Origin of the sequence: Duganella sp. BJB1802 (genome assembly GCF_013369445.1) — a bacterium.
GTDB classification, from domain to species: Bacteria; Pseudomonadota; Gammaproteobacteria; order Burkholderiales; family Burkholderiaceae_D; genus Rugamonas; species Rugamonas vulcania_A.
In genome coordinates this window covers 204,831-223,553 of sequence record NZ_JABWEF010000012.1, presented here as the reverse complement: position 1 = coordinate 223,553, position 18,723 = coordinate 204,831, and the positions used below count along the sequence as shown (strand labels likewise).

Annotated in this window: 21 protein-coding genes; 13 read left to right on the top strand and 8 right to left on the bottom strand. The window is 62.4% G+C overall.

Features of this window, described 5'->3' with window-relative positions; translation table 11 throughout:
• Positions 1-39: 39 nt before the first annotated feature.
• From nuoL to ispF, 8 genes are read left to right on the top strand one after another with little or no spacing between them, the layout of a single operon-like run.
• Positions 40-2,127 carry an NADH-quinone oxidoreductase subunit L gene (gene nuoL / locus HUX88_RS19775; RefSeq protein WP_176362863.1) on the top strand — a complete coding sequence of 696 codons (2,088 nt, stop codon included), beginning with the start codon at positions 40-42 and terminating at the stop codon, positions 2,125-2,127.
• 31 nt (positions 2,128-2,158) lie between these two features.
• A complete protein-coding gene (locus HUX88_RS19770) occupies positions 2,159-3,664 on the top strand; it encodes an NADH-quinone oxidoreductase subunit M (RefSeq protein ID WP_028819526.1) in 1,506 nt (501 codons plus the stop codon).
• 16 nt (positions 3,665-3,680) lie between these two features.
• A complete protein-coding gene (gene nuoN, locus HUX88_RS19765; protein WP_176362862.1) occupies positions 3,681-5,186 on the top strand; it encodes an NADH-quinone oxidoreductase subunit NuoN in 1,506 nt (501 codons plus the stop codon).
• The gene (locus HUX88_RS19760) at positions 5,186-5,491 is read left to right on the top strand and encodes a DUF2818 family protein (protein ID WP_117013508.1); all 306 of its coding nucleotides are present in this window, start codon (positions 5,186-5,188) and stop codon (positions 5,489-5,491) included. Before nuoN ends, HUX88_RS19760 begins: the two co-directional genes overlap by 1 nt.
• Before the next feature lie 31 nt (positions 5,492-5,522).
• Positions 5,523-6,077, top strand: coding sequence for an NUDIX domain-containing protein (locus tag HUX88_RS19755; protein WP_176362861.1), 555 nt, complete (start codon positions 5,523-5,525; stop codon positions 6,075-6,077).
• Entirely contained in the window at positions 6,074-6,772 is a 699-nt protein-coding gene (locus HUX88_RS19750) for a hypothetical protein (protein ID WP_176362860.1), read from the top strand. The genes HUX88_RS19755 and HUX88_RS19750 overlap by 4 nt, the downstream gene beginning before the upstream one ends.
• Positions 6,773-6,777: 5 nt before the next feature.
• A complete protein-coding gene (ispD, locus tag HUX88_RS19745; protein WP_117013511.1) occupies positions 6,778-7,491 on the top strand; it encodes a 2-C-methyl-D-erythritol 4-phosphate cytidylyltransferase in 714 nt (237 codons plus the stop codon).
• 14 nt (positions 7,492-7,505) lie between these two features.
• Positions 7,506-7,994, top strand: a complete 489-nt coding sequence (gene ispF, locus HUX88_RS19740) for a 2-C-methyl-D-erythritol 2,4-cyclodiphosphate synthase (RefSeq protein ID WP_117013512.1) — start codon at positions 7,506-7,508, stop codon at positions 7,992-7,994.
• Here the strand turns inward: ispF and HUX88_RS31870 are convergent.
• On the bottom strand, positions 7,934-8,437 hold the full coding sequence (locus tag HUX88_RS31870; RefSeq protein WP_229219427.1) for a DUF433 domain-containing protein: 504 nt from the start codon (positions 8,435-8,437) through the stop codon (positions 7,934-7,936). The genes ispF and HUX88_RS31870 overlap by 61 nt on opposite strands.
• Complete coding sequence (locus tag HUX88_RS33290; protein ID WP_176362859.1) at positions 8,361-8,660, bottom strand: BrnT family toxin; 300 nt, start codon at positions 8,658-8,660, stop codon at positions 8,361-8,363. Before HUX88_RS33290 ends, HUX88_RS31870 begins: the two co-directional genes overlap by 77 nt.
• Positions 8,661-8,823: 163 nt before the next feature.
• Between HUX88_RS33290 and HUX88_RS19725 the strand changes: the two genes are divergently transcribed.
• Entirely contained in the window at positions 8,824-9,120 is a 297-nt protein-coding gene (locus HUX88_RS19725; protein ID WP_176362858.1) for a hypothetical protein, read from the top strand.
• Here the strand turns inward: HUX88_RS19725 and HUX88_RS19720 are convergent, their stop codons facing one another.
• Entirely contained in the window at positions 9,121-10,359 is a 1,239-nt protein-coding gene (locus HUX88_RS19720; protein WP_117013515.1) for an MFS transporter, read from the bottom strand. It abuts the gene before it with no gap.
• Positions 10,360-10,462: 103 nt separating this feature from the next.
• On the opposite strand from HUX88_RS19720, the gene HUX88_RS19715 reads away from it, so the two are divergent.
• Both HUX88_RS19715 and HUX88_RS19710 read left to right on the top strand, forming a co-directional pair.
• Positions 10,463-11,074: a TetR/AcrR family transcriptional regulator gene (locus HUX88_RS19715; protein ID WP_176362857.1), complete on the top strand. Its 612-nt coding sequence runs from the start codon at positions 10,463-10,465 to the stop codon at positions 11,072-11,074.
• Positions 11,075-11,197: 123 nt separating this feature from the next.
• Entirely contained in the window at positions 11,198-11,806 is a 609-nt protein-coding gene (locus tag HUX88_RS19710) for a choice-of-anchor C family PEP-CTERM protein (RefSeq protein ID WP_176362856.1), read from the top strand.
• Here HUX88_RS19710 and HUX88_RS19705 read toward each other — a convergent pair.
• Positions 11,775-12,701 (bottom strand): hypothetical protein, encoded by a 927-nt coding sequence (locus HUX88_RS19705; RefSeq protein ID WP_176362855.1) that lies wholly within the window; start codon positions 12,699-12,701, stop codon positions 11,775-11,777. The two genes, HUX88_RS19710 and HUX88_RS19705, sit on opposite strands and share 32 nt — an antisense overlap.
• A 269-nt stretch (positions 12,702-12,970) precedes the next feature.
• Between HUX88_RS19705 and HUX88_RS19700 the strand changes: the two genes are divergently transcribed.
• Positions 12,971-13,678, top strand: coding sequence for a flagellar brake protein (locus HUX88_RS19700; protein WP_229213227.1), 708 nt, complete (start codon positions 12,971-12,973; stop codon positions 13,676-13,678).
• A 21-nt stretch (positions 13,679-13,699) separates the two neighbouring features.
• Here HUX88_RS19700 and HUX88_RS19695 read toward each other — a convergent pair whose 3' ends face one another.
• From HUX88_RS19695 to HUX88_RS19680, 4 genes are all read right to left on the bottom strand, one after another.
• Positions 13,700-14,692: an FHA domain-containing protein gene (locus tag HUX88_RS19695; protein ID WP_176362854.1), complete on the bottom strand. Its 993-nt coding sequence runs from the start codon at positions 14,690-14,692 to the stop codon at positions 13,700-13,702.
• Positions 14,689-16,116: a serine protease gene (locus HUX88_RS19690; RefSeq protein ID WP_176362853.1), complete on the bottom strand. Its 1,428-nt coding sequence runs from the start codon at positions 16,114-16,116 to the stop codon at positions 14,689-14,691. Before HUX88_RS19690 ends, HUX88_RS19695 begins: the two co-directional genes overlap by 4 nt.
• 20 nt (positions 16,117-16,136) lie before the next feature.
• On the bottom strand, positions 16,137-16,790 hold the full coding sequence (ribA, locus tag HUX88_RS19685) for a GTP cyclohydrolase II (RefSeq protein WP_117013521.1): 654 nt from the start codon (positions 16,788-16,790) through the stop codon (positions 16,137-16,139).
• Between the two features lie 122 nt (positions 16,791-16,912).
• Positions 16,913-17,614: a pirin family protein gene (locus HUX88_RS19680; RefSeq protein WP_176362852.1), complete on the bottom strand. Its 702-nt coding sequence runs from the start codon at positions 17,612-17,614 to the stop codon at positions 16,913-16,915.
• Between the two features lie 141 nt (positions 17,615-17,755).
• Here HUX88_RS19680 and HUX88_RS19675 point away from each other — a divergent pair, with 141 nt between their 5' ends.
• Positions 17,756-18,700 (top strand): LysR substrate-binding domain-containing protein, encoded by a 945-nt coding sequence (locus HUX88_RS19675; protein WP_117013523.1) that lies wholly within the window; start codon positions 17,756-17,758, stop codon positions 18,698-18,700.
• Positions 18,701-18,723: the final 23 nt, after the last annotated feature.

Genomic DNA, 18,723 nt, shown 5'->3' with positions numbered 1-18,723 from the left:
TAAAGTTCAAACCTCGAAAAATAACGATTAAGGTTCATCATGGCGGTTACTCTTAACCCTAATCTCCTGCTAGCCATACCCTTGGCGCCGCTGGCCGGCGCCGCGATTGCGGGCTTGTTAGGAACTAAATTCTTCGGCAACGTCGTAGGTCGCAAGACCTCGCACACCGCGACCATCCTGGGCGTGCTGGTTGCCTTTATCTTGTCGGCGATGACGTTGAACGACGTCGTCAACGGCTCCAGCTACAACGGCACCGTCTACAACTGGATGACCGTGGCCGGCATGAAGCTGGTGGTCGGCTTCCAGATCGACGCGCTGTCGGCGATGATGATGTGCGTGGTGACCTTCGTGTCGCTGATGGTGCACATCTACACCATCGGCTACATGGCCGAGGATGAAGGCTGCAACCGCTTCTTCGCCTACATCTCGCTGTTCACGTTCTCGATGCTGATGCTGGTCATGGCGAACAACTTCCTGCAGCTGTTCTTCGGCTGGGAAGCGGTGGGCCTGGTTTCCTACCTGCTGATCGGCTTCTGGTACACCCGCCCAACGGCGATCGTGGCCAACATGAAGGCCTTCCTGGTCAACCGCGTCGGCGACTTCGGCTTCATTCTGGGTATCGGCCTGCTGCTGGCCTACGCCGGTTCGATGGACTACAAGGAAGTCTTCGACAAGAAGCAACAGCTGATGGCGCTGACCCTGCCGGGCACCGATTGGGCGCTGCTGACCGTGGCCTGCATCTGCCTGTTCATCGGCGCGATGGGCAAGTCGGCGCAGTTCCCGCTGCACGTCTGGCTGCCTGACTCGATGGAAGGCCCAACCCCGATCTCGGCACTGATCCACGCCGCGACCATGGTTACCGCCGGTATCTTCATGGTGACCCGCATGTCGCCGCTGTTCGAACTGTCGGACACCGCGCTGTCCTTCATCCTGGTCATCGGCTCGATCACCGCGCTGTTCATGGGCTTCCTGGGCATCATCCAGAACGACATCAAGCGCGTGGTCGCTTACTCGACCTTGTCGCAGCTGGGCTACATGACCGTGGCGCTGGGTTCCTCCGCTTACTCGGTGGCTGTGTTCCACTTGATGACCCACGCGTTCTTCAAGGCGCTGCTGTTCCTTGGCGCCGGTTCGGTCATCATCGGCATGCACCACGACCAGGATATCCGCAACATGGGCGGCCTGCGCAAGTACATGCCTATCACCTGGATCACTTCCTTGCTGGGCTCCCTGGCGCTGATCGGCACTCCGTTCTTCTCGGGCTTTTACTCGAAGGATTCGATCATCGAAGCCGTCGCCGCGACCCACATCTGGGGCGCAGGCTTCGCCAACTTCGCCGTGCTGGCTGGCGTGTTCGTGACCGCGTTCTACTCGTTCCGCATGTACTTCCTGGTGTTCCATGGCGAAGAGCGTTTCGGCAAGGCCCACGCTCACGATCACCATCATGCTCCGGCTGCTGCCGCGCATGACGACGGCCACGGTCACGACGACCACGGTCACGACGAGGAAGACGACCACGCACACCATGGCCTGGAGCCAGGTCAGAAGCCGCATGAATCGCCGTTCGTGGTCTGGTTCCCGCTGGCGATGCTGGCCATCCCTTCGGTCATCATCGGCTACCTGACCATCGGTCCTATGCTGTTCGGCGACTTCTTCAATGGCGTGATCGCTTTCGGCGAAAGCCACAAGGCGATGGAACTGCTGAAAGAGGAATACCACGGTCCGATGGCGATGGCGATGCATTCGCTGACGTCGCTGCCACTGTGGCTGGCCATCTCCGGCGTCGCTGCCGCGTACTACTGCTACATGATCAATCCACGCGTACCGGCCTGGTTCTACGCCAAGTTCAAGTTCCTGCACACGCTGCTGGAGAACAAGTACTACATGGACAAGTTCAACGAGGTCGTATTCGCCGGCGGCGCGCGCCTGCTGGGCAATGGCCTCTGGAACGTGGGCGACAAGACCCTGATCGACGGCCTGCTGGTCAACGGCAGCGCCAAAGTGGTGGGTTGGTTCTCCTCGCTGACCCGCCTGGCGCAGACTGGTTACATCTACCACTATGCGTTCGTCATGATCCTCGGCATTCTGGGGTTCCTGGTCTACTTCCTGCCGTTTTGGCACGCTTAATTAGCTGATACGCAAAGAGATAACGATAACCATGATGCAGTCAACCATATCTACACTACCTCCGTACCTGAGCCTCGCGATCTGGCTCCCGATTATCTTCGGCCTGATCGTGCTGGCCGTGGGCCGTGACACCAACGCCGCGCTGGTGCGCGTTGGGTCGTTGATCGGCGCGATCGTCAGCTTCGTCGCGACCATCCCGCTGATCACCAACTTCAGCAACGCCGCGCATGGCATGCAGTTCGTCGAGAAGTCGCCGTGGATCGAGCGCTTCAACATCTACTACTCGCTGGGCATCGACGGCCTGTCGCTGTGGTTCGTGCCGCTGACCGCCTTCATCACCGTGATCGTCGTGATCTCGGCCTGGCAGGTGATCCAGAAGCGCGTGGCCCAGTACATGGGCGCCTTCCTGATCCTGTCCGGCCTGATGATCGGCGTGTTCTGCGCCATGGACGGCCTGCTGTTCTACTTCTTCTTCGAAGCCACGCTGATCCCGATGTACATCATCATCGGTATCTGGGGCGGCGAGAACCGCGTGTACGCGTCGTTCAAGTTCTTCCTGTACACCTTCTTCGGCTCGCTGCTGACGCTGGTCGCCATCATCTACCTGTACAAGGCATCGGGCGGCAGCTTCGACATCCTGATGTGGCACAAGATCGCCCTGACGATGAAAGAGCAGATCTTCATCTTCATCGCCTTCTTCATGGCCTTCGCCGTCAAGGTGCCGATGTTCCCGGTCCACACCTGGCTGCCGGACGTCCACGTGGAAGCGCCGACCGGCGGTTCCGCCGTGCTGGCCGCGATCATGCTGAAGCTGGGCGCTTACGGTTTCCTGCGTTTCTCGCTGCCTATCGTGCCGGATGCCTCGCACTACATGGCGCCGTTCGTCATCACCCTGTCGCTGATCGCCGTGATCTACATCGGCCTGGTCGCGCTGGTGCAGAAGGACATGAAAAAGCTGGTCGCCTACTCGTCGATCGCGCACATGGGCTTCGTCACCCTGGGCTTCTTCATCTTCAATAACATGGGCATCCAGGGCGCGATCGCGCAAATGATCTCGCACGGCTTCATCTCCGGCGCGATGTTCCTGTGCATCGGCGTACTGTACGACCAGGCGCACTCGCGCCAGATCGCCGACTACGGTGGTGTGGTCAACAAGATGCCGAAGTTCGCCGCGCTGTTCATCTTCTTCTCGATGGCCAACTGCGGTCTGCCTGCGACTTCCGGCTTCGTCGGCGAGTTCATGGTGATCCTGGGCGCCACCCAGTTCAACTTCTGGATCGGCCTGCTGGCCGCGACCGCGCTGATCTTCGGCGCAGCATACTCGCTGTGGATGGCCAAGCGCGTCATCTTCGGCAAGGTCGCCAACCACCATGTGGCCGAACTGGTCGACATCAACGGCCGCGAATTCCTGATGCTGGGCATTCTGGCTGTCGCCGTGCTGTACATGGGCCTGTACCCAGCGCCATTCACCGACACGATGCAAACCTCGGTTGCAGACCTGCTGGCTCACGTTGCGCACAGCAAGCTGCCTTACTGAAAACGGAAACACATAAATGACTACTCCACTTCCACAAGCAGTAATCGACATGGTACCGCTGTCCGCAGAAGTCGCCCTGCTGGTCGGCACCTGCGCGATCCTGTTGATCGATATGTTCCTGTCGCAGGGTAAGCGCTCGGTGACCTACGTGCTGTCGCTGGTGACGCTGCTGGTTTGCGCCGCGTTCAGCTACCACGACTACGCGGCCGGCACCACGGTCTACACCTTCAACGGCATGTTCCTCTCGGATCCGATGTCGAACCTGCTCAAGCTGTTCACCTACCTGGCCGTCGGCCTGACGCTGGTCTACTCGCGCCAATACGCGGACGACCGCGGCATGTTGAGCGGTAACCTGGGCGGCGAGTTCTACGTGCTGGCGCTGTTCGCCACGCTGGGCCAGATGGTGATGATCTCCGGTTCCAACTTCCTGTCCGTGTACCTGGGCGTGGAACTGATGTCGCTGTCGCTGTACGCGCTGGTGGCGATCCGCCGCGACAACCACAAGGCCACCGAAGCCGCGATGAAGTACTTCATCCTGGGCGCGCTGGCATCCGGTTTCCTGCTGTACGGTATCTCGATGCTGTACGGCGCCACCGGCTCGCTGGACATCGCCACCGTATCGAGCGCCGTCGGTCGCGGCACCATCCAGCCGACCATTTTGGTCTTCGGCCTGGTGTTCCTGGTCGCCGGCCTGGCGTTCAAGCTGGGTGCTGTACCGTTCCATATGTGGGTACCTGACGTCTACGAAGGTTCGCCAACCGCAGTGACCCTGCTGTTGGGCGGTGCGCCGAAGATCGCCACCTTCGCCATCTGCATTCGTTTGCTGGTGGAAGGCCTGTTCCCGCGCGCGGTCGATTGGCAGCAGATGCTGATGGTGCTGGCGGTGCTGTCCCTGGCCATCGGTAACTTGACCGCAATCGCGCAGACCAACCTGAAACGCATGCTGGCTTACTCCACCATCGCGCAGATGGGCTTCGTGCTGCTTGGCCTGCTGGCCGGCGTTGCGGGCACCACCGACGCCAGTGGCCGCGACGCCGCTTATAGCGCCGCGATGTACTACACCATCACCTACGTGCTGACCACCATCGGCAGCTTCGGCGTGCTGATGCTGTTGTCGCGCGCCGGCTTCGAAGCCGAGACCCTGAACGACTTCAAGGGCCTGAGCAAGCGTAGCGGCTGGTTCGCCGCCGTCATGTCGATCCTGCTGTTCTCGCTGGCTGGCGTGCCACCGATGATGGGCTTTGCCGCCAAATTCTCGGTACTGACCGCGGTGCTGGGCACCGGCCAGATCTGGCTGACCGTGCTGGCGGTGATGTTCTCGCTGATCGGCGCGTTCTACTACCTGCGCGTCGTCAAGATGATGTGGTTCGATGAGCCGACCGACAACTCGCCGATCGTGGTCAAGGCCGACATGAGCGTCGCACTGAGCCTGAACGGCATCGCCATCATCGCTCTGGGTATTCTGCCAGGCCCGCTGCTGGCTGCCTGCCTGAAAGCCATGACCCTGACGCTGAAATACTGATGGATGTTTCCGTCGCTAGCTGGTTGGTGATCGCCGCTGCACTGGTGGCCGCCAACCTGCCATTTTTCAACGACAAAGTATTCGCGCTGGTGGCCGCCAAGTGGCCCCGCAAGCCGCTGCTGGTGCGGCTGGCGGAAATGACGGTGCTGTACTTTGTCGTCGGCGCGATCGGCTTCGCCCTCGAAGCGCAGATCGGCAACCGCTTCCCGCAGACGTGGGAGTTCTACGCCATCGCCGCCTGCATCTTCATCGTGCTGGGCTTCCCCGGATTCATCGTCTGCTACCTGCGCAAGCGCCACGGCTGATACACTATCGTTCTTCAACGATGGAGCAGGCATGGACAAGCATCTGACAGAAACCCGTATCGACGGTGAATTGGTCTACGACGGCCACTTCCTCAAAGTCCAACGCGACACAATCGAACTCCCCGACGGCAAACACACGGCACGTGAATACGTGCTGCATCCGGGCGCCGTCGTCATCCTGCCGCTGCTGGACGACGGCACGGTGCTGATGGAGCGCCAATACCGTTATCCGCTGCATCAGGTGTTCATCGAATTCCCGGCCGGGAAAATCGACCACAATGAAGACCCGCTGGCCAGCGCCAAGCGCGAACTGGAAGAGGAAACGGGCTACACCGCCAGCGAATGGCAGTTCGTCAGCACCATCCACAACGCCATCGCTTATTCGGACGAGCATCTGGACCTGTACCTGGCGCGCGGCCTCAAGGCCGGCCCGCAGAAGCTGGACGACGGCGAGTTCCTCGAAACCTTCACCGCCACCATCGACGAGCTGCTGCAGTGGGTGCGCGAAGGGAAAATCACCGACGTGAAAACGGTCATCGGCATCTTCTGGCTGGACAAGCTGCGCGCGGGTGACTGGAAACTATGAAGTTCGTTGTCCTCGTTGGTCTGGGCCTGCTGGCCTGCGGCACGGCAAGCGCCGCCGCGCAGCGCACGCCGTTCCAGATCCGCTGCGAGGATACGATAGCGAAGACGGTCTCGGTGCTGTCGGCAAAGCAGAACGGCTACACCATCAACAACCAGCTGCCGTACCGCGCACTGACCGCGAAGTTCGGCAGCATCGACGGCAAGATGGTGACGCTGGGCCTGACCGTGACCAACGGCCAGTACTCGGCCGAACTTGGCGGCCAGATTTTGCAGGACGCGGCCAGCGGCTACGAATGCATCGCGCCGAAGGTGGAGTTGAAGCTGAATTATTCGCCGGTGCTGATCTATGTCGGCAACGAGTTCGCGCCGGGCACCTGCGCGTACAAGACGATCCTGGAACACGAGCAGCGGCACCTGCAGGCGTATATGGAAAACCTGGCGCGCGTGGAACAGGTGGTGCGCGCGGCCCTGAACAAACGCTTCGAGGCCAAGCCGTTGTACGCGCCGTCCGGCACCGCGATGTCGGCGCTGGAGCACGAGATCAACGGCACCTGGTTCCCGTTCATCCGGGATGAATTCGAGAAGGGCAAGGCGAAGCAGGCGGCGATCGATACGCCTGCGGAATACGCCCGCTTGAGCAAGGCTTGCGATGGCGAGATCGAAGCGATCCTGCTGCGCCGCCGGAAAAACAACTGAGAACTATGACTGCATCCAAACATACACCGCGCTATTTTGCATTGCTGCCCGCCGCCGGCGTAGGCGCGCGCATGGCGGCCGACGGACCCAAACAATACCTGACGGTCGGCGGCAAGCCGATGCTGCGCCATGCGGTGGACGCGTTTCGCGCCAGCGAGCTGGTGTCGCACACCTACGTGGTGGTCAGCGCGGCCGACGGCCAGATCGACGGCGTGCTGCCGGCGGACCTGGACGGCGTGACGGTGCTGCGCTGCGGCGGTGCCACGCGCATGGACACGGTGCTCAACGCGCTGCGCGAGCTGCAAGGCGTGGTCGCTGGCGGCGACATGATCATGGTGCACGACGCCGCGCGTCCCGGGCTGACGCCGGCCTTGATCGCCAAGCTGATAGACGGCGTGGGCGACGACGCGGCCGGCGGCCTGCTCGCGCTGCCGGTGGTGGACACGGTCAAGCGCGCGACGGGCGCGGTGCCGGTGGCGGCGACGACGGTATCGCGCAACGGCCTGTGGCTGGCTCAGACGCCGCAGATGTTCAGCTACGAGCTGCTGCTGCGCGCCCTGGGTAGCGCGCCGGACGCCAACGCCATCACCGACGACGCCAGCGCGGTCGAGATGCTCGGCCTGTCGCCGCGCCTGATCGAAGGCCATCCCCGAAATTTGAAAGTCACGCTGCCGGCCGACATCCGCATCGCGGAAATGTACCTGGCCGCAGGCGAATAACACAGGATAAAAAAATGACCAAACTCCCATTCCGCATCGGCCAGGGTTACGATTGCCACGCACTGGTGGAAGGCCGCAAGCTGATCATCGGCGGCGTCGACATCCCGCATCACGTCGGCCTGTTGGGGCACTCGGACGCCGACGTGCTGCTGCACGCGATCACCGATGCTATCCTGGGCGCGGCGGCGCTGGGCGACATCGGCAAGCACTTCCCGGATACCGATCCGCAGTTCAAGGGCGCCGATTCGCGCACCTTGTTGAAGGAGGCGGCGCGGCGCGTGGTCGCCACCGGCTACAGCATCGGCAATATCGACGCCACCATCATCGCCCAGCGGCCGAAGATGGCGCCGCACATCGCCAGCATGTGCGCCAATATCGCGGAGGATCTGGGCGTGGCGGTCGGCCAGGTCAACATCAAGGCCAAGACCAACGAGAAGCTGGGTTACCTGGGCAGGGAAGAGGGCATCGCGGCGGAATCGATTGCCTTGCTTATTTCCTCGTAAAACAAGGTCGTCGCGCTATCCCGCACGCCGATGGCCATGTCGCGGGTAATTGAAGGATAGTCTGCCAAAAAGTCGTCCAACGGTTTCCCCGCCAGCAGATAGTCGAACATGCGCTTGATCGGCACCAGCGTTCCTTTGAACACCGGCATTCCACCCAGGATATCTGGCTCCATCTGCACGAGTGGTGTGATGGACTTCATAGACGCCAGCACTTCCGGGTCGATCGGATCTGTTGCCGACTTTCGTGGCAGAATAATCCTTCCATTAAATTTATGGACAGGCTCTGTAAAGTATCGCGGGTCGTATTCTGGGCAATCCTCGTCGAATTCGATCTCGTTGTCATGATTGGGCATGACATTGATCCAGCTATCGGGACTCTCTAAGTAGGACAACTTCTTCTCGTCTGCTGGCCTTTCTGAATGAGATGATTCGTATAACATCATTTTCCTCCGTATAAGTCACAGAAACAGGCTCACCTTGGAAGTAGCCAAGCGTGTTGAAGCGCCGCTCGGCATACTGGAATCGAATGTCTTCGGTTGTGAACGAGTCGCGCTCAATCACATCCACTGCGTCCGCGAAATCGAGGCCGTGCTTGCGCAGATTGCTCTGCCGCTTGGCGTCGCTCCAGATGTACCTAGTTATCTCAGTGTAGTGGCTTGAAGACATCCTTCAAGCGGCACTGAAAAATGTCAGGCTGCCAGGACATCGTTTCGACATCCTGTGCCTGGTATTCTTAATCGTCCTTCGATTGGATCAATAGTGCATTGCGATCAAGGCGGCAAAAAGCCGATCTGCTACCATGGCGCTTTTTGACGGTGAAGGATGGACGATGGCGCGCGATATTTACGCTTATCGGCAGGTGGCGGTGCATTCGGTGGAACGCGCGGGCAGGGTGGCGATCCATCCGGTGCCGGGACAGGCTTTCTCGCCCGAGCTGCACGTGCAATGCTCGCGCCGCATGTGCGACGATTACCCGCCCGGCACCTGCTTCCTGCTGGACGCCAAACTGACCGACCGCCTGGGCGGCACGCCCTACCTGTACGCCTGGCACGGCGACGACATCAAAGTGCTGTCAGCCAGCGAGACCAAGGCCTTCCTGGCTGAGTTCAAACGCGGCCGGATCTGATCAGTGCACGGCGTGCAGCTTGCCCACGGGCTTGCCATCGTCCCGCGCCCACGCCGCGATGACGGCCGCCATCGCCAGCCCGAACAAGCCGCCCACCACCATCGCGCTCGACACGCCCAGATGGTCGACCGACACGCCGCCCACCAGCGCACCGCTGGCCAATGAAATCTGCGCGGTGGACACGAACACCGCACCGCCGCTCTCCATCGCATCCGGCGCGGCCTTGAACATCCATGTCTGCACCGAGATCGGCATCATGCCGAACGCCAGGCCCCAGATCACGATCAACACCGTCGCGCCAACCGCGCCGGTGCCGAGCAGCGGCATCGCCGCCGCCGACAGCCCCATGATCACGCCTGTGGCGATCAGCGAATTCTTGACGCTCTTCGCCACCGCCCAGCCGCCGATCAGATTGCCGACAAAACCAGCCGCGCCATAAATGAGCAGCAGGGCGCTGATGGCCTTCGCGCTCAGTCCGGCGGTCTGGCTCAGGAAGGGCGTGACATAGGTGTAGGCGGCGAACTGGCCGATGAAGACCAGCAGCGTCGCCAGCATGCCGAGCCGCGCCTTCTGCACGCGCAGCAGCGCCGGCAGCTGGGCGAAGGTCAGGGCTTGCGTGGTCGGCAGGCTCGGCATCAGCCACACCTGCGCCGCCAGCACCAGCACCGACAACGAACCCGCCGCGAAGAAGGCCGTGCGCCAGCCCGCCAGTTCGCCGATCATGGCGCCGGCCGGCACGCCGGCCACCGTGCCCAGCGAGATGCCGGCGAAGATGATCGCCGTGGCGCGCGCGGCCTTGGCCGGCGGCACCAGCCGGTTGCCCAGCGCGCCGCCGATGGCCCAGAAGCCGCCCACGCCTATGCCCAGCAGCGCCCGTCCGGCCAACACCAGCGGGAAGGTCGGCGACAGGAAGACGATCAGGTTGGAGAGGATCAGCGTGGCGGTCAGGCCCCAGATGACGTAGCGGCGGTCGGTCTTGCCGACGCCGATGGTGACCAGGATGGCGGCGAACGCGGCGACCAGCCCGGGAACCGTCACCAGCATGCCGGCCACGCCCTCGGTCACGCCCAGCTCGGCGGCGATGGAGGGCAGCAGGCCGACCGGCAGGAATTCCGTCGTGACCAGCGCGAACGAACCGACGGCGACCGACAGCACGGCCAGCCATGCGGACCGGGTGGATTTGGGGATGGGCAAGGGCGCGTCGTCGCGCACGACGGCCTGGGTGGTGTTGTTTTGCATGTGAGATTTTTCCTATGAGCGGTAAAAATACTTGAGTTTTTTACTGATCGGTTCATAATGAACACCGCAAAGAACTTTGTCAATGAATTTTTAACCGATCAGTATGAAAGATACTTCCGCATCCGCACGCAAGAGCGGCCGCCCGCGTACGTTTGACGCGGAGACGGCGCTCGACAAGGCCATGAAAGTGTTCTGGGAAAAGGGCTACGAAGGCAGCTCGCTGCCGGAGCTGACCGAGGCGATGGGCATGAACCGGCCGAGCCTGTACGCCGTGTTCGGCAACAAGGAAAACCTGTTCCGCATGGCGCTGGAGCGCTACGGCGCCACCCACGATCCGCTGTTCAACGCGGCGCTGGAGCAGCCGACCGCGCGCGCCGTGGTCGAGCATTTTTTGCGCGGCAATGCCGACGCCCAGACCGAAGCCGAGAACCCGCACGGCTGCCTGGTGATCAACGGCGCGCTGGCCTGCAGCGACGATGCGTTGCCAATTCGCCACTCGCTGATCGAGCGCCGCGCCGCCAGCGAAGCCAAGCTGCGCGCGCGGCTGGAGCGCGCCAAGGTGGATGGCGACCTGCCGGTCGACAGCTGCTCGGGTCAATTGGCGCGCTATGTGATGACGGTCTCGAATGGAATGGCGGTGCAGGCGGCTGCCGGCGCCACCCGCAAACAACTGCAGGAGGTGGTGGACCAGGTGCTGCGCGGCTGGCCTTCTTAATCCGGTAGAAATATTGCTATAAAAATATATTCAGTAACAAAATGAAATTTTAGTTGTGCTTTTGAAATTAGTCGGTAAAATGGCTACATTACGTCGCCGTCCCACCTTTTTTGAAAGTCAGCCATGAAAATTTGCAAACTGATGTTGGCAGCAGCCATCGCCGCAGCAAGCGTTTCGGGCGCCGCCTCGGCCGCCAACCTGATCCAGAACGGCGACTTTGAAAATGTCGCCGGCGTCAATCTGAACGACTACGTCAGGGTGGGCGCGGGTTCGGGCGCGATCGCCAACTGGACTGTCGGCGGCGTCTCCGTCGACGTCATCAACAACAGCTACAACTCGATATCGGGCAACAGCATCGACATGCTGGGCACGCCAGGTCCGGGCGTGCTGTCGCAATCGTTCAACGCGGTCGCCGGCGCCACCTACACGCTGTCGTTCGACCTGACCCACAACCCGTACTCGCATGGCGCTGGCCTGGACGTGTTCGTTGGTGGCAACCACTACGCGTTCGATGGCAGCACCCCCGTCACCAACTACAGCTTCAACTTCATCACCACCGGTGGTTCGCAGGCGCTGGTGTTCAGCAGCGTCGGTGGCGACGGCTACTCGGGCGCCGTGCTGGACAACGTGTCCGTCACCGCCGCCGTACCTGAGCCGGAAACCTACGCCATGTTGCTGGCAGGCCTGGGCCTGGTAGGCGTCATCGCGCGCCGCCGCAAAGCAGCCAGGTAAGAGACAGCACGCCCCAAAGCCCGCTGGCACCGAGCGCGATCTTGAGCGCGTTCGGGCTGGCGGGTTTTTTTTGGCCTGTGCCGTCGGCAATCCGAATACGATCATGGTATGGCCACAAGTCGGCGTGCGGCTTTGCAGACCTGACGAAACAACGATTCGTCAGAAGCTCGATTCTCTCCTCCCGTGTCAGGCTGACTTCCATTTCGCAGCAATCGGTTTGCTGCCATTCCGGCGACGCCAAATCACATTTGCCGTCGACGTTGAAATACTGGTTGGCCCCGATGACATAGTCGCGCCGGAATGCCGTGCGCCATTGTGAGTTGTGCCCCCAGCCGTTCGAAAGATCCTGATGTGGCCGCGCTTTTCGGCGACTGGACCAATAAAGGGTGGAGTTGTCAGCGATGCCTGGCCGAAGAAGCGCGGGGTTCGCGGCGACCGCGACGCCGCCACGCAAAACAAGCAAATTGCCCAGCATTACACAGGGCCACTTGTAAGCGAGGATGTGGGCGTCAGGAGACTCATGGGGTTCGACGCTTAGGACCTCATGATAAAACTCGCAGTAGGCGGCGGGCTTTAATACTGTTAAGCCCAGCGCTTCGATAAACGCAGTGAACTCGCTGATCGATATGGCTGGTCCTTTCCAGCTTGAATCGAAGCCGCCGTCTTGGAAGGTTAAAATCAAGACCTCGCAGACGCGGCTCAGCGCGTAAAGCGACCATAACTCTTCAACAGTCGCTGCAGGGATGGGCTCACCCTCCCGTTGTCCAAAAGAGCGTAACCACGTTTGTTCTTCCTGGCTTTCATGAAGCCAAGGCAAAAGCACATCCGCATACGCCGACCCGCCTTCGTAGCTCAACAGTGCATCGTGCAACTGGCGGAAATTTTTTTGACTCAAGGTACATCCTCATTGATAAATTCTGTGCGGCTTGGGCATGCACAGCATATCATCTTGCTTAACTGCAATGTTCGCGCATTCTCGCCCCGTATCGGGCCATTTTCCAAAATTATAAAAAGGTTGCTTAAGGGAAAAACCAAGACTATGATGAAGTTATACACAGACCTAAATAATGTCTAATCATGTCATCATCAGAGGTGAGCGCCATGTCACTCAGTGAACCTACTGCCCACTCGATCCGGCGAGGACCGCCGCGCCCGCAGGATGCGATGAGTCCCATCCCGGCCTCCGCCAATTCCTTTGAAATGACGAGCGAGGACGATATCGGCGATACGCTGACCCTCCTGGCTGAAACCGGCGACGCGATCTCAATGTATGTCGCCGGCAACCGCGAGCCGGTGCTTGGCCGCATCCTGTCGGTCGATCCCGAGCAGCCTCATTTCGTGATGGAGTTGAATGAAGGCGAAGTCCTGCCGCCCGGCAAAGTCACCTTCGTCACCTGGCTGACCTCCGCGAAGCTGCAGTTCCGCCTGTCCAGCGAGGAGTGGACCTCGGTTCCCGGCAGCCCGCACCTGATACCCATGGTCTTCCCTGAGACCTGCGCCGTGCTGAACCGGCGCGCCTCGGAGCGGGTGGAAACGCCGCTGGCGGTCACGTTCAGTGCGTCCTTCGAGTTAAACGGTAAGTTCTATGAGTTGCCCATCTACGATTTCTCCCTGGGCGGGATCGGCCTGCGCTGCACGAAGAATGCCGTCAAGGGTTTGCTCAAGGGCCGCAAGCTGCTGAACGTGCAGCTGGAACTGGAATCGGAATCCGTCATCGTCCCTGAAATGGAAGTGCGCGTCACGCGCTCCTACAAATCCTTCCTGTTGGGCGAGCAACTCCATATCGGCGCCATGTTCGTTAATCTCCCGCCGGAGGCGGAGGCCGATATCAAAACCCTGTTGGCCCACATCCACAACATCCCGCAGGACTAATGTCCCGCAGGATGCCGGCGTTCATTCGGCGCCGTCGTCGTCGTCCTCGGTTTCCGGCGTGCCGTCCTTGACCGCGCGGACGCGGGCGGCGTCGGCGGCGGTTTTCAGTCCGGCCGCGTCGGCCATGAATTGATCGACGCTCCGGTCCGGGCTGTGCCGCACTTCCGGCGGCAGCAGCACCGACATGTACAGCTCGTCGGCGGCGCGGCCCGTTCCCTGCAGATTGGTCATCAGCATCAGCGCGGCGCCGCCCATCAGCATCACCCAGCTGCTGATGGCGAAACGCCGTGGATGGTGGGGCTTGATGGTGACCAGGTGGAAGAACAGCATGCCGCAGGCGATTGCCAGCGTGACCAGGTTGCCGTAGCGGGTGAAGGCCTCGGCCGACCACGCGTACGCCAGCACCGAGCTGATGACCTTCCACACGCCGACCACGGCCAGCGCGCTGCCGAGGATGAACAAGTGCCGCCCCAGCCGCGCATGGACGCCGAACAGGCGGTTGGCCAGCGCCCACAAGCCGCTCCACACCAGGCCGGCGGCCAGGCTGGTGGCCAGCACCTGCAGGTAGCGTATCAGCGCGAACGGTTCGACGTCGGACAGCCAGGTTTCCAGGCAGGTGAAGACGGCGATCAGCGCCAGGCCGATGGTGGCCGGCGCCGCGCCTTCCCAGCCGTGCATGGTGGTGTCGGCGCGTTCGTCGGCGACCGGGAAGTCGGCCGCGCGCACGCGCAGGCGCGTGTGGCCCAGGCGCACCATGGTGTCGCCGTCCAGCACCATGCTGGTCTGGCGCTTGCCGTTCAGGTAGCTGCCGTTCTTGCTGCCGAGGTCGCGCAACACCAGCCGGCCTTGCTCGTCGGCGTCGACCACCGCGTGGGCGGCGGCGCTGTGAGCGTCGTCGAGGATGACGTCGTTATCGTAGCTGCGGCCCAGGCGGATCGGCAGCGCGTCCACCTTGTGACGGTGCAGCACGTCGCCGTTGCGGGCCAGGATCTCGATGAAGTAGGGGGCTTTCATCGCGCGCCTCCCTTGGCCGCCGGGGCGGGCTTCTTAACCACCACCGGCGCCAGGCCGATCGAATCGATGAACACGCGCGACAGGCGCAAGCCGTTTTCATACGAGACGCCGCGCGCGTCGAGCCGGCTCTGCAAACTCATCAAGCCCTGGTCGGTGCTCGCGGTCAGCAGCGCGAAGTCGTACAGGCCGGCGAACTTGCGGTAGGCGCGCACGCACAGCACGGCGCGCAGCGGCACGTCCTTGTTCTTGACGAAGTCCTCGGTGCATTGCGGGCCGGTCAGGCGGGTGTCCTTGTTGGTGCCGAAGTGCTCGTTCTTGAACGAGGCGCTGGCCAGTTGCGCGAAGCGCAGCTGGCCCAGGCCGGTGCTGCGCAGGTACTGGTGGCGGATGCTCAGCTGGCCCGTCTGCAGCGAGCCGCTGACGAAGATGGCCGACTCCATCGCGCAACTGGCGTCGTCCACCGTGAACGGCTTGTCGGCCTTGACGTTGGAGCGGCCCCAGCAGCGCATCTGCTCGGACTCGCGCACCGGCACTTGATACGGGCCCATCGGCTTGAGGCTCAGCGGGCTGGCCAGCAGCTGGTCGACCATGGCGCGCTGGTGGGTCAGCAGCTGCGCGGCGACCACGGCGGTGAAATCGGCCGGCGCCTTTTTCTGCTGCTCCACGCGCTTGAGCAGGTCCTGCGCGTAGCGGGCCGGCACCAGGAAGCTGACCAGTTCGCCGTCGAGGCGCTTGGAGACGTTGACGCCGGCCACCGCGCCGTCCACCGTCACGCTGGGGCCGCCGCTCATGCCGGAGTTGATCGGACCGGTGAACATCAGCTGGTCGTAGAAGCTGCGCGCGATCACGCCGTTGTAGGCGCCTTCGGAAATGGCGAAGCCCAGGTCGAGCGGATTGCCCAGCGAGTACAGGTACTGGCCCTGCGTCAGCTTGGCCAATTGTTCGGGGATCTTGAAGAAGCCGGTGCCGTTGCGGCTCACGCGCAGCACGGCCAGGTCGTGCAGCACGTCCACCGCCAGCAGCTCGACGTTGCCGCGCTGGCCGCTGGTGTCCACCCATTCGCCGACGTAGGTGTCGGGATCGAGCGCGAACTGCGACACCACGTGGTAGTTGGTCACCACCAGGTTGCTGGTGCCGATCAAAAAGCCGGAGCCGACCGACGATTGCGTGCGGCCGCTCTTGAGCAGCGAGCGCACCTGCAGGATATCGTTTTTGGCGGAAGCGTACAGATGCTGGGCCGAGCTTGAGGGCTGCGGCAGCGGGGTGGCGTCGGCGTTGTCGGCGGCGGGCGCCGAGGCCTTGGACGAGGACTGCGCGGCGGCCAGCTGCGGCGGCGTGGCCGGCGTGGTGGCGGCCGGAGCGGCCAGCGCGGTGGCGCCGGCCCAGCTCAGGGCGATGGAGACAGCAAGCTTGTTAAATTTCATGCAATCCTTAAAAATCAACCTTACAGCGCGCCATCCTCCACCGGGGCCGGGGTCAGCGGCGTCATCATGTGGCCCAGCTTGGCGGCCTTGGTATTCAGGTAGTGCTGGTTGAAGGCGTTGCGGTTGACCAGCAGCGGAACGCGCTCGGCCACCTCGATGCCCAGTTTGGTCATGGCATCGATCTTACGCGGATTATTGGTCATCAGGCGTAAGCTTTTGACGCCGAACTGCGCCAGCATCGGCTGCACCAGGCCGTAGGTGCGCTGGTCGGGCTTGAAGCCCAGCTGTTCGTTGGCCTGCACCGTGTCGGCGCCGGCTTCCTGCAGGCGGTAGGCGCGGATCTTGTTGATCAGGCCGATGCCCCGGCCCTCCTGGCGCAGGTACAGCAACACGCCGCGTCCCTCGGTGGCGATGCGCTTGAGCGCGCCTTCGAGCTGGGCGCCGCAATCGCAGCGCTGCGAGAACAGCACGTCGCCGGTCAGGCACTCGGAGTGCACGCGCGCCAGCACCGGCTCGCCGTTGCCGATATCGCCCAGCACCATCGCCAGGTGTTCCTTGCCCGTGGCCTTTTCGACAAAGGCGTGCAGCGTGAACTGGGCCCAGGGGGTCGGCAGGGCGCAGGAAGTCATGTAATCCAGTTCGTCGGTTGCCGGGGTTGCTGCGCTCTGCGACATAGCTATGCTCTTCAATTGATTGATATTCAGGTAAAAAAGGCGCGCCGGGCTGTTCGAACAGACCCGGCGCGCCCTTCATGATACCAAAACTGGCGGAAAGTTTTTTTAGGCCGGCCTCTAGCCTATGCGGGCAGGTCGAACACCAGCACTTCCGCCTCGTAGGCGTCCTGCAGCGTGAGCAGCGTTTCGGCCGTGATCTTCAGCGCGTCGCCGTCCTTGAGCGGGGTGCCGTTGACCGTCACATCGCCCCGGATAACGTGGACGTAGGCGATGCGTCCCTCGGCCAGCTCATGCTTCAGGTGGTCGCCGGCCGCCATGATGGTGGCGTACAGCGCCGCGTCCTGGTGGATCAGCACCGAGCCGTCGCGGCCGTCGTTGGAGGCGATCAGGCGCAGCCGGCCCTGTTTGCTTTCCGGCGTGAAGTGCTTTTCCTCGTAGCTGGGCGGGATGCCGGTCTGGTTGGGCTGGATCCAGATCTGCAGGAAGTGCACCTGTTCGCTTGGCGAATGGTTAAACTCGCTGTGGCGCACGCCGTTGCCGGCGCTCATGCGCTGGACGTCGCCGTAGTGCAGCACCGAGCCGGTGCCCATGCTGTCCTTGTGCTCCAGCGCGCCGCTCAGCACGTAGGAGATGATCTCCATGTCGCGGTGGCCGTGGGTGCCGAAACCCTGGCCGCCCAGCACCTGGTCCTCATTGATGACCAGCAGGGGACCGAAACCGGTGTGTTTCGGATCGTGATAGCTGCCGAACGAGAAGGTATGGCGGGATTGCAGCCAGCCGTGGTTGGCGACGCCGCGTTCTTCACTTCTGCGAATTTGTAACATGGTAGGCTCCGTTTCTTTTTGGTTAATGTGCGATAATTTTGAAAGGTGTTTCGCTATCGCTGCATCCATGAATCACAGTATATTCCTCCGGTTCTGAATAAAAAAACGGAAAATTTACCTCTTTACTATCGAAAAAATCGAATGCTTAGACTCAGCCTGGAAGCCCTGCAAATCGTCGACGCCATCGACCGCCGTGGATCGTTCTCGGCCGCCGGCAAGGAACTGCACCGCGTGCCCTCGACCATTTCCTACACCGTCGGCAAGCTGGAGGACGACCTCGGCGTGCAAGTGTTCGAGCGCATCGGCCCGCGCGTCGAGCTGACGGCGGCCGGCGCCGAGTTGCTCAAGGAAGGGCGCTACCTGCTCAAGGCCGCGCAGGACCTGGAGCACCGCGTGCGCCGCGTGGCGTCCGGTTGGGAGACCGAACTGGCCGTCGGCATGGATTCGATGTTCTCGGCCGGCGTGCTGCGCGACGACATTCACGCCTTCTACCAGGTCGCCCAGCAAACCCGGCTGCGCCTGGTGCGCGAAGCGCTGTCCGGCGCCTGGGAGGCGCTGCTGGACCGCCGCGCCGACCTGCTGGTGGGCGTGGCCGGCGACGGTCCGGCCGGCGGCGGCTACGTGTCCCAGCCGATCGGCAAGATCGGCTTCGTGTTCGCGGTGGCGCCGTCGCATCCGCTGGCGTCGGTTGAAGGCAGGCTGGACCGCGTTCAACTGCAGCGGCACCGCGCCGTCAGCGTGGCCGACTCGGCCCGGCAGATGGCGCCGCGCACCGTCGGCCTGGTGCTGGGCCAGGACACGCTGACCGTGCCCGACATGCACACCAAGTTCCAGTACCAGCTCGACGGCGTGGGCTTCGGCTTCCTGCCCGAGCCGTGCGCGCGCGCCGCCATCGCCGCCGGCCTGCTGGTGGAAAAACAGGTCGAGGAACCCAAGCCGGCCGAGACCTTCCACCTGGCCTGGCGCAGCGGCGAGCGCGGCGCGGCGCTGCAATGGTGGCTGGACCGCATGAAGCAGCCGGGGTTGTTCGAGCGGCTGCTGGGCCATTTGCCCCATCGTTTGATATTGCCCGGTTCGCTTCCATAATGTTGGCCGAGGCCAATAATTTC

Bases quoted from the DNA above. Each gene is read 5' to 3' on its own strand.
- nuoL (WP_176362863.1), top strand. From the start codon at position 40: ATGGCGGTTACTCTTAACCCTAATCTCCTGCTAGCCATACCCTTGGCG.
- HUX88_RS19770 (WP_028819526.1), top strand. From the start codon at position 2,159: ATGATGCAGTCAACCATATCTACACTACCTCCGTACCTGAGCCTCGCG.
- nuoN (WP_176362862.1), top strand. From the start codon at position 3,681: ATGACTACTCCACTTCCACAAGCAGTAATCGACATGGTACCGCTGTCC.
- HUX88_RS19760 (WP_117013508.1), top strand. From the start codon at position 5,186: ATGGATGTTTCCGTCGCTAGCTGGTTGGTGATCGCCGCTGCACTGGTG.
- HUX88_RS19755 (WP_176362861.1), top strand. From the start codon at position 5,523: ATGGACAAGCATCTGACAGAAACCCGTATCGACGGTGAATTGGTCTAC.
- HUX88_RS19750 (WP_176362860.1), top strand. From the start codon at position 6,074: ATGAAGTTCGTTGTCCTCGTTGGTCTGGGCCTGCTGGCCTGCGGCACG.
- ispD (WP_117013511.1), top strand. From the start codon at position 6,778: ATGACTGCATCCAAACATACACCGCGCTATTTTGCATTGCTGCCCGCC.
- ispF (WP_117013512.1), top strand. From the start codon at position 7,506: ATGACCAAACTCCCATTCCGCATCGGCCAGGGTTACGATTGCCACGCA.
- HUX88_RS31870 (WP_229219427.1), bottom strand. From the start codon at position 8,437: ATGATGTTATACGAATCATCTCATTCAGAAAGGCCAGCAGACGAGAAG.
- HUX88_RS33290 (WP_176362859.1), bottom strand. From the start codon at position 8,660: ATGTCTTCAAGCCACTACACTGAGATAACTAGGTACATCTGGAGCGAC.
- HUX88_RS19725 (WP_176362858.1), top strand. From the start codon at position 8,824: ATGGCGCGCGATATTTACGCTTATCGGCAGGTGGCGGTGCATTCGGTG.
- HUX88_RS19720 (WP_117013515.1), bottom strand. From the start codon at position 10,359: ATGCAAAACAACACCACCCAGGCCGTCGTGCGCGACGACGCGCCCTTG.
- HUX88_RS19715 (WP_176362857.1), top strand. From the start codon at position 10,463: ATGAAAGATACTTCCGCATCCGCACGCAAGAGCGGCCGCCCGCGTACG.
- HUX88_RS19710 (WP_176362856.1), top strand. From the start codon at position 11,198: ATGAAAATTTGCAAACTGATGTTGGCAGCAGCCATCGCCGCAGCAAGC.
- HUX88_RS19700 (WP_229213227.1), top strand. From the start codon at position 12,971: ATGAGTCCCATCCCGGCCTCCGCCAATTCCTTTGAAATGACGAGCGAG.
- HUX88_RS19695 (WP_176362854.1), bottom strand. From the start codon at position 14,692: ATGAAAGCCCCCTACTTCATCGAGATCCTGGCCCGCAACGGCGACGTG.
- HUX88_RS19690 (WP_176362853.1), bottom strand. From the start codon at position 16,116: ATGAAATTTAACAAGCTTGCTGTCTCCATCGCCCTGAGCTGGGCCGGC.
- ribA (WP_117013521.1), bottom strand. From the start codon at position 16,790: ATGTCGCAGAGCGCAGCAACCCCGGCAACCGACGAACTGGATTACATG.
- HUX88_RS19680 (WP_176362852.1), bottom strand. From the start codon at position 17,614: ATGTTACAAATTCGCAGAAGTGAAGAACGCGGCGTCGCCAACCACGGC.
- HUX88_RS19675 (WP_117013523.1), top strand. From the start codon at position 17,756: ATGCTTAGACTCAGCCTGGAAGCCCTGCAAATCGTCGACGCCATCGAC.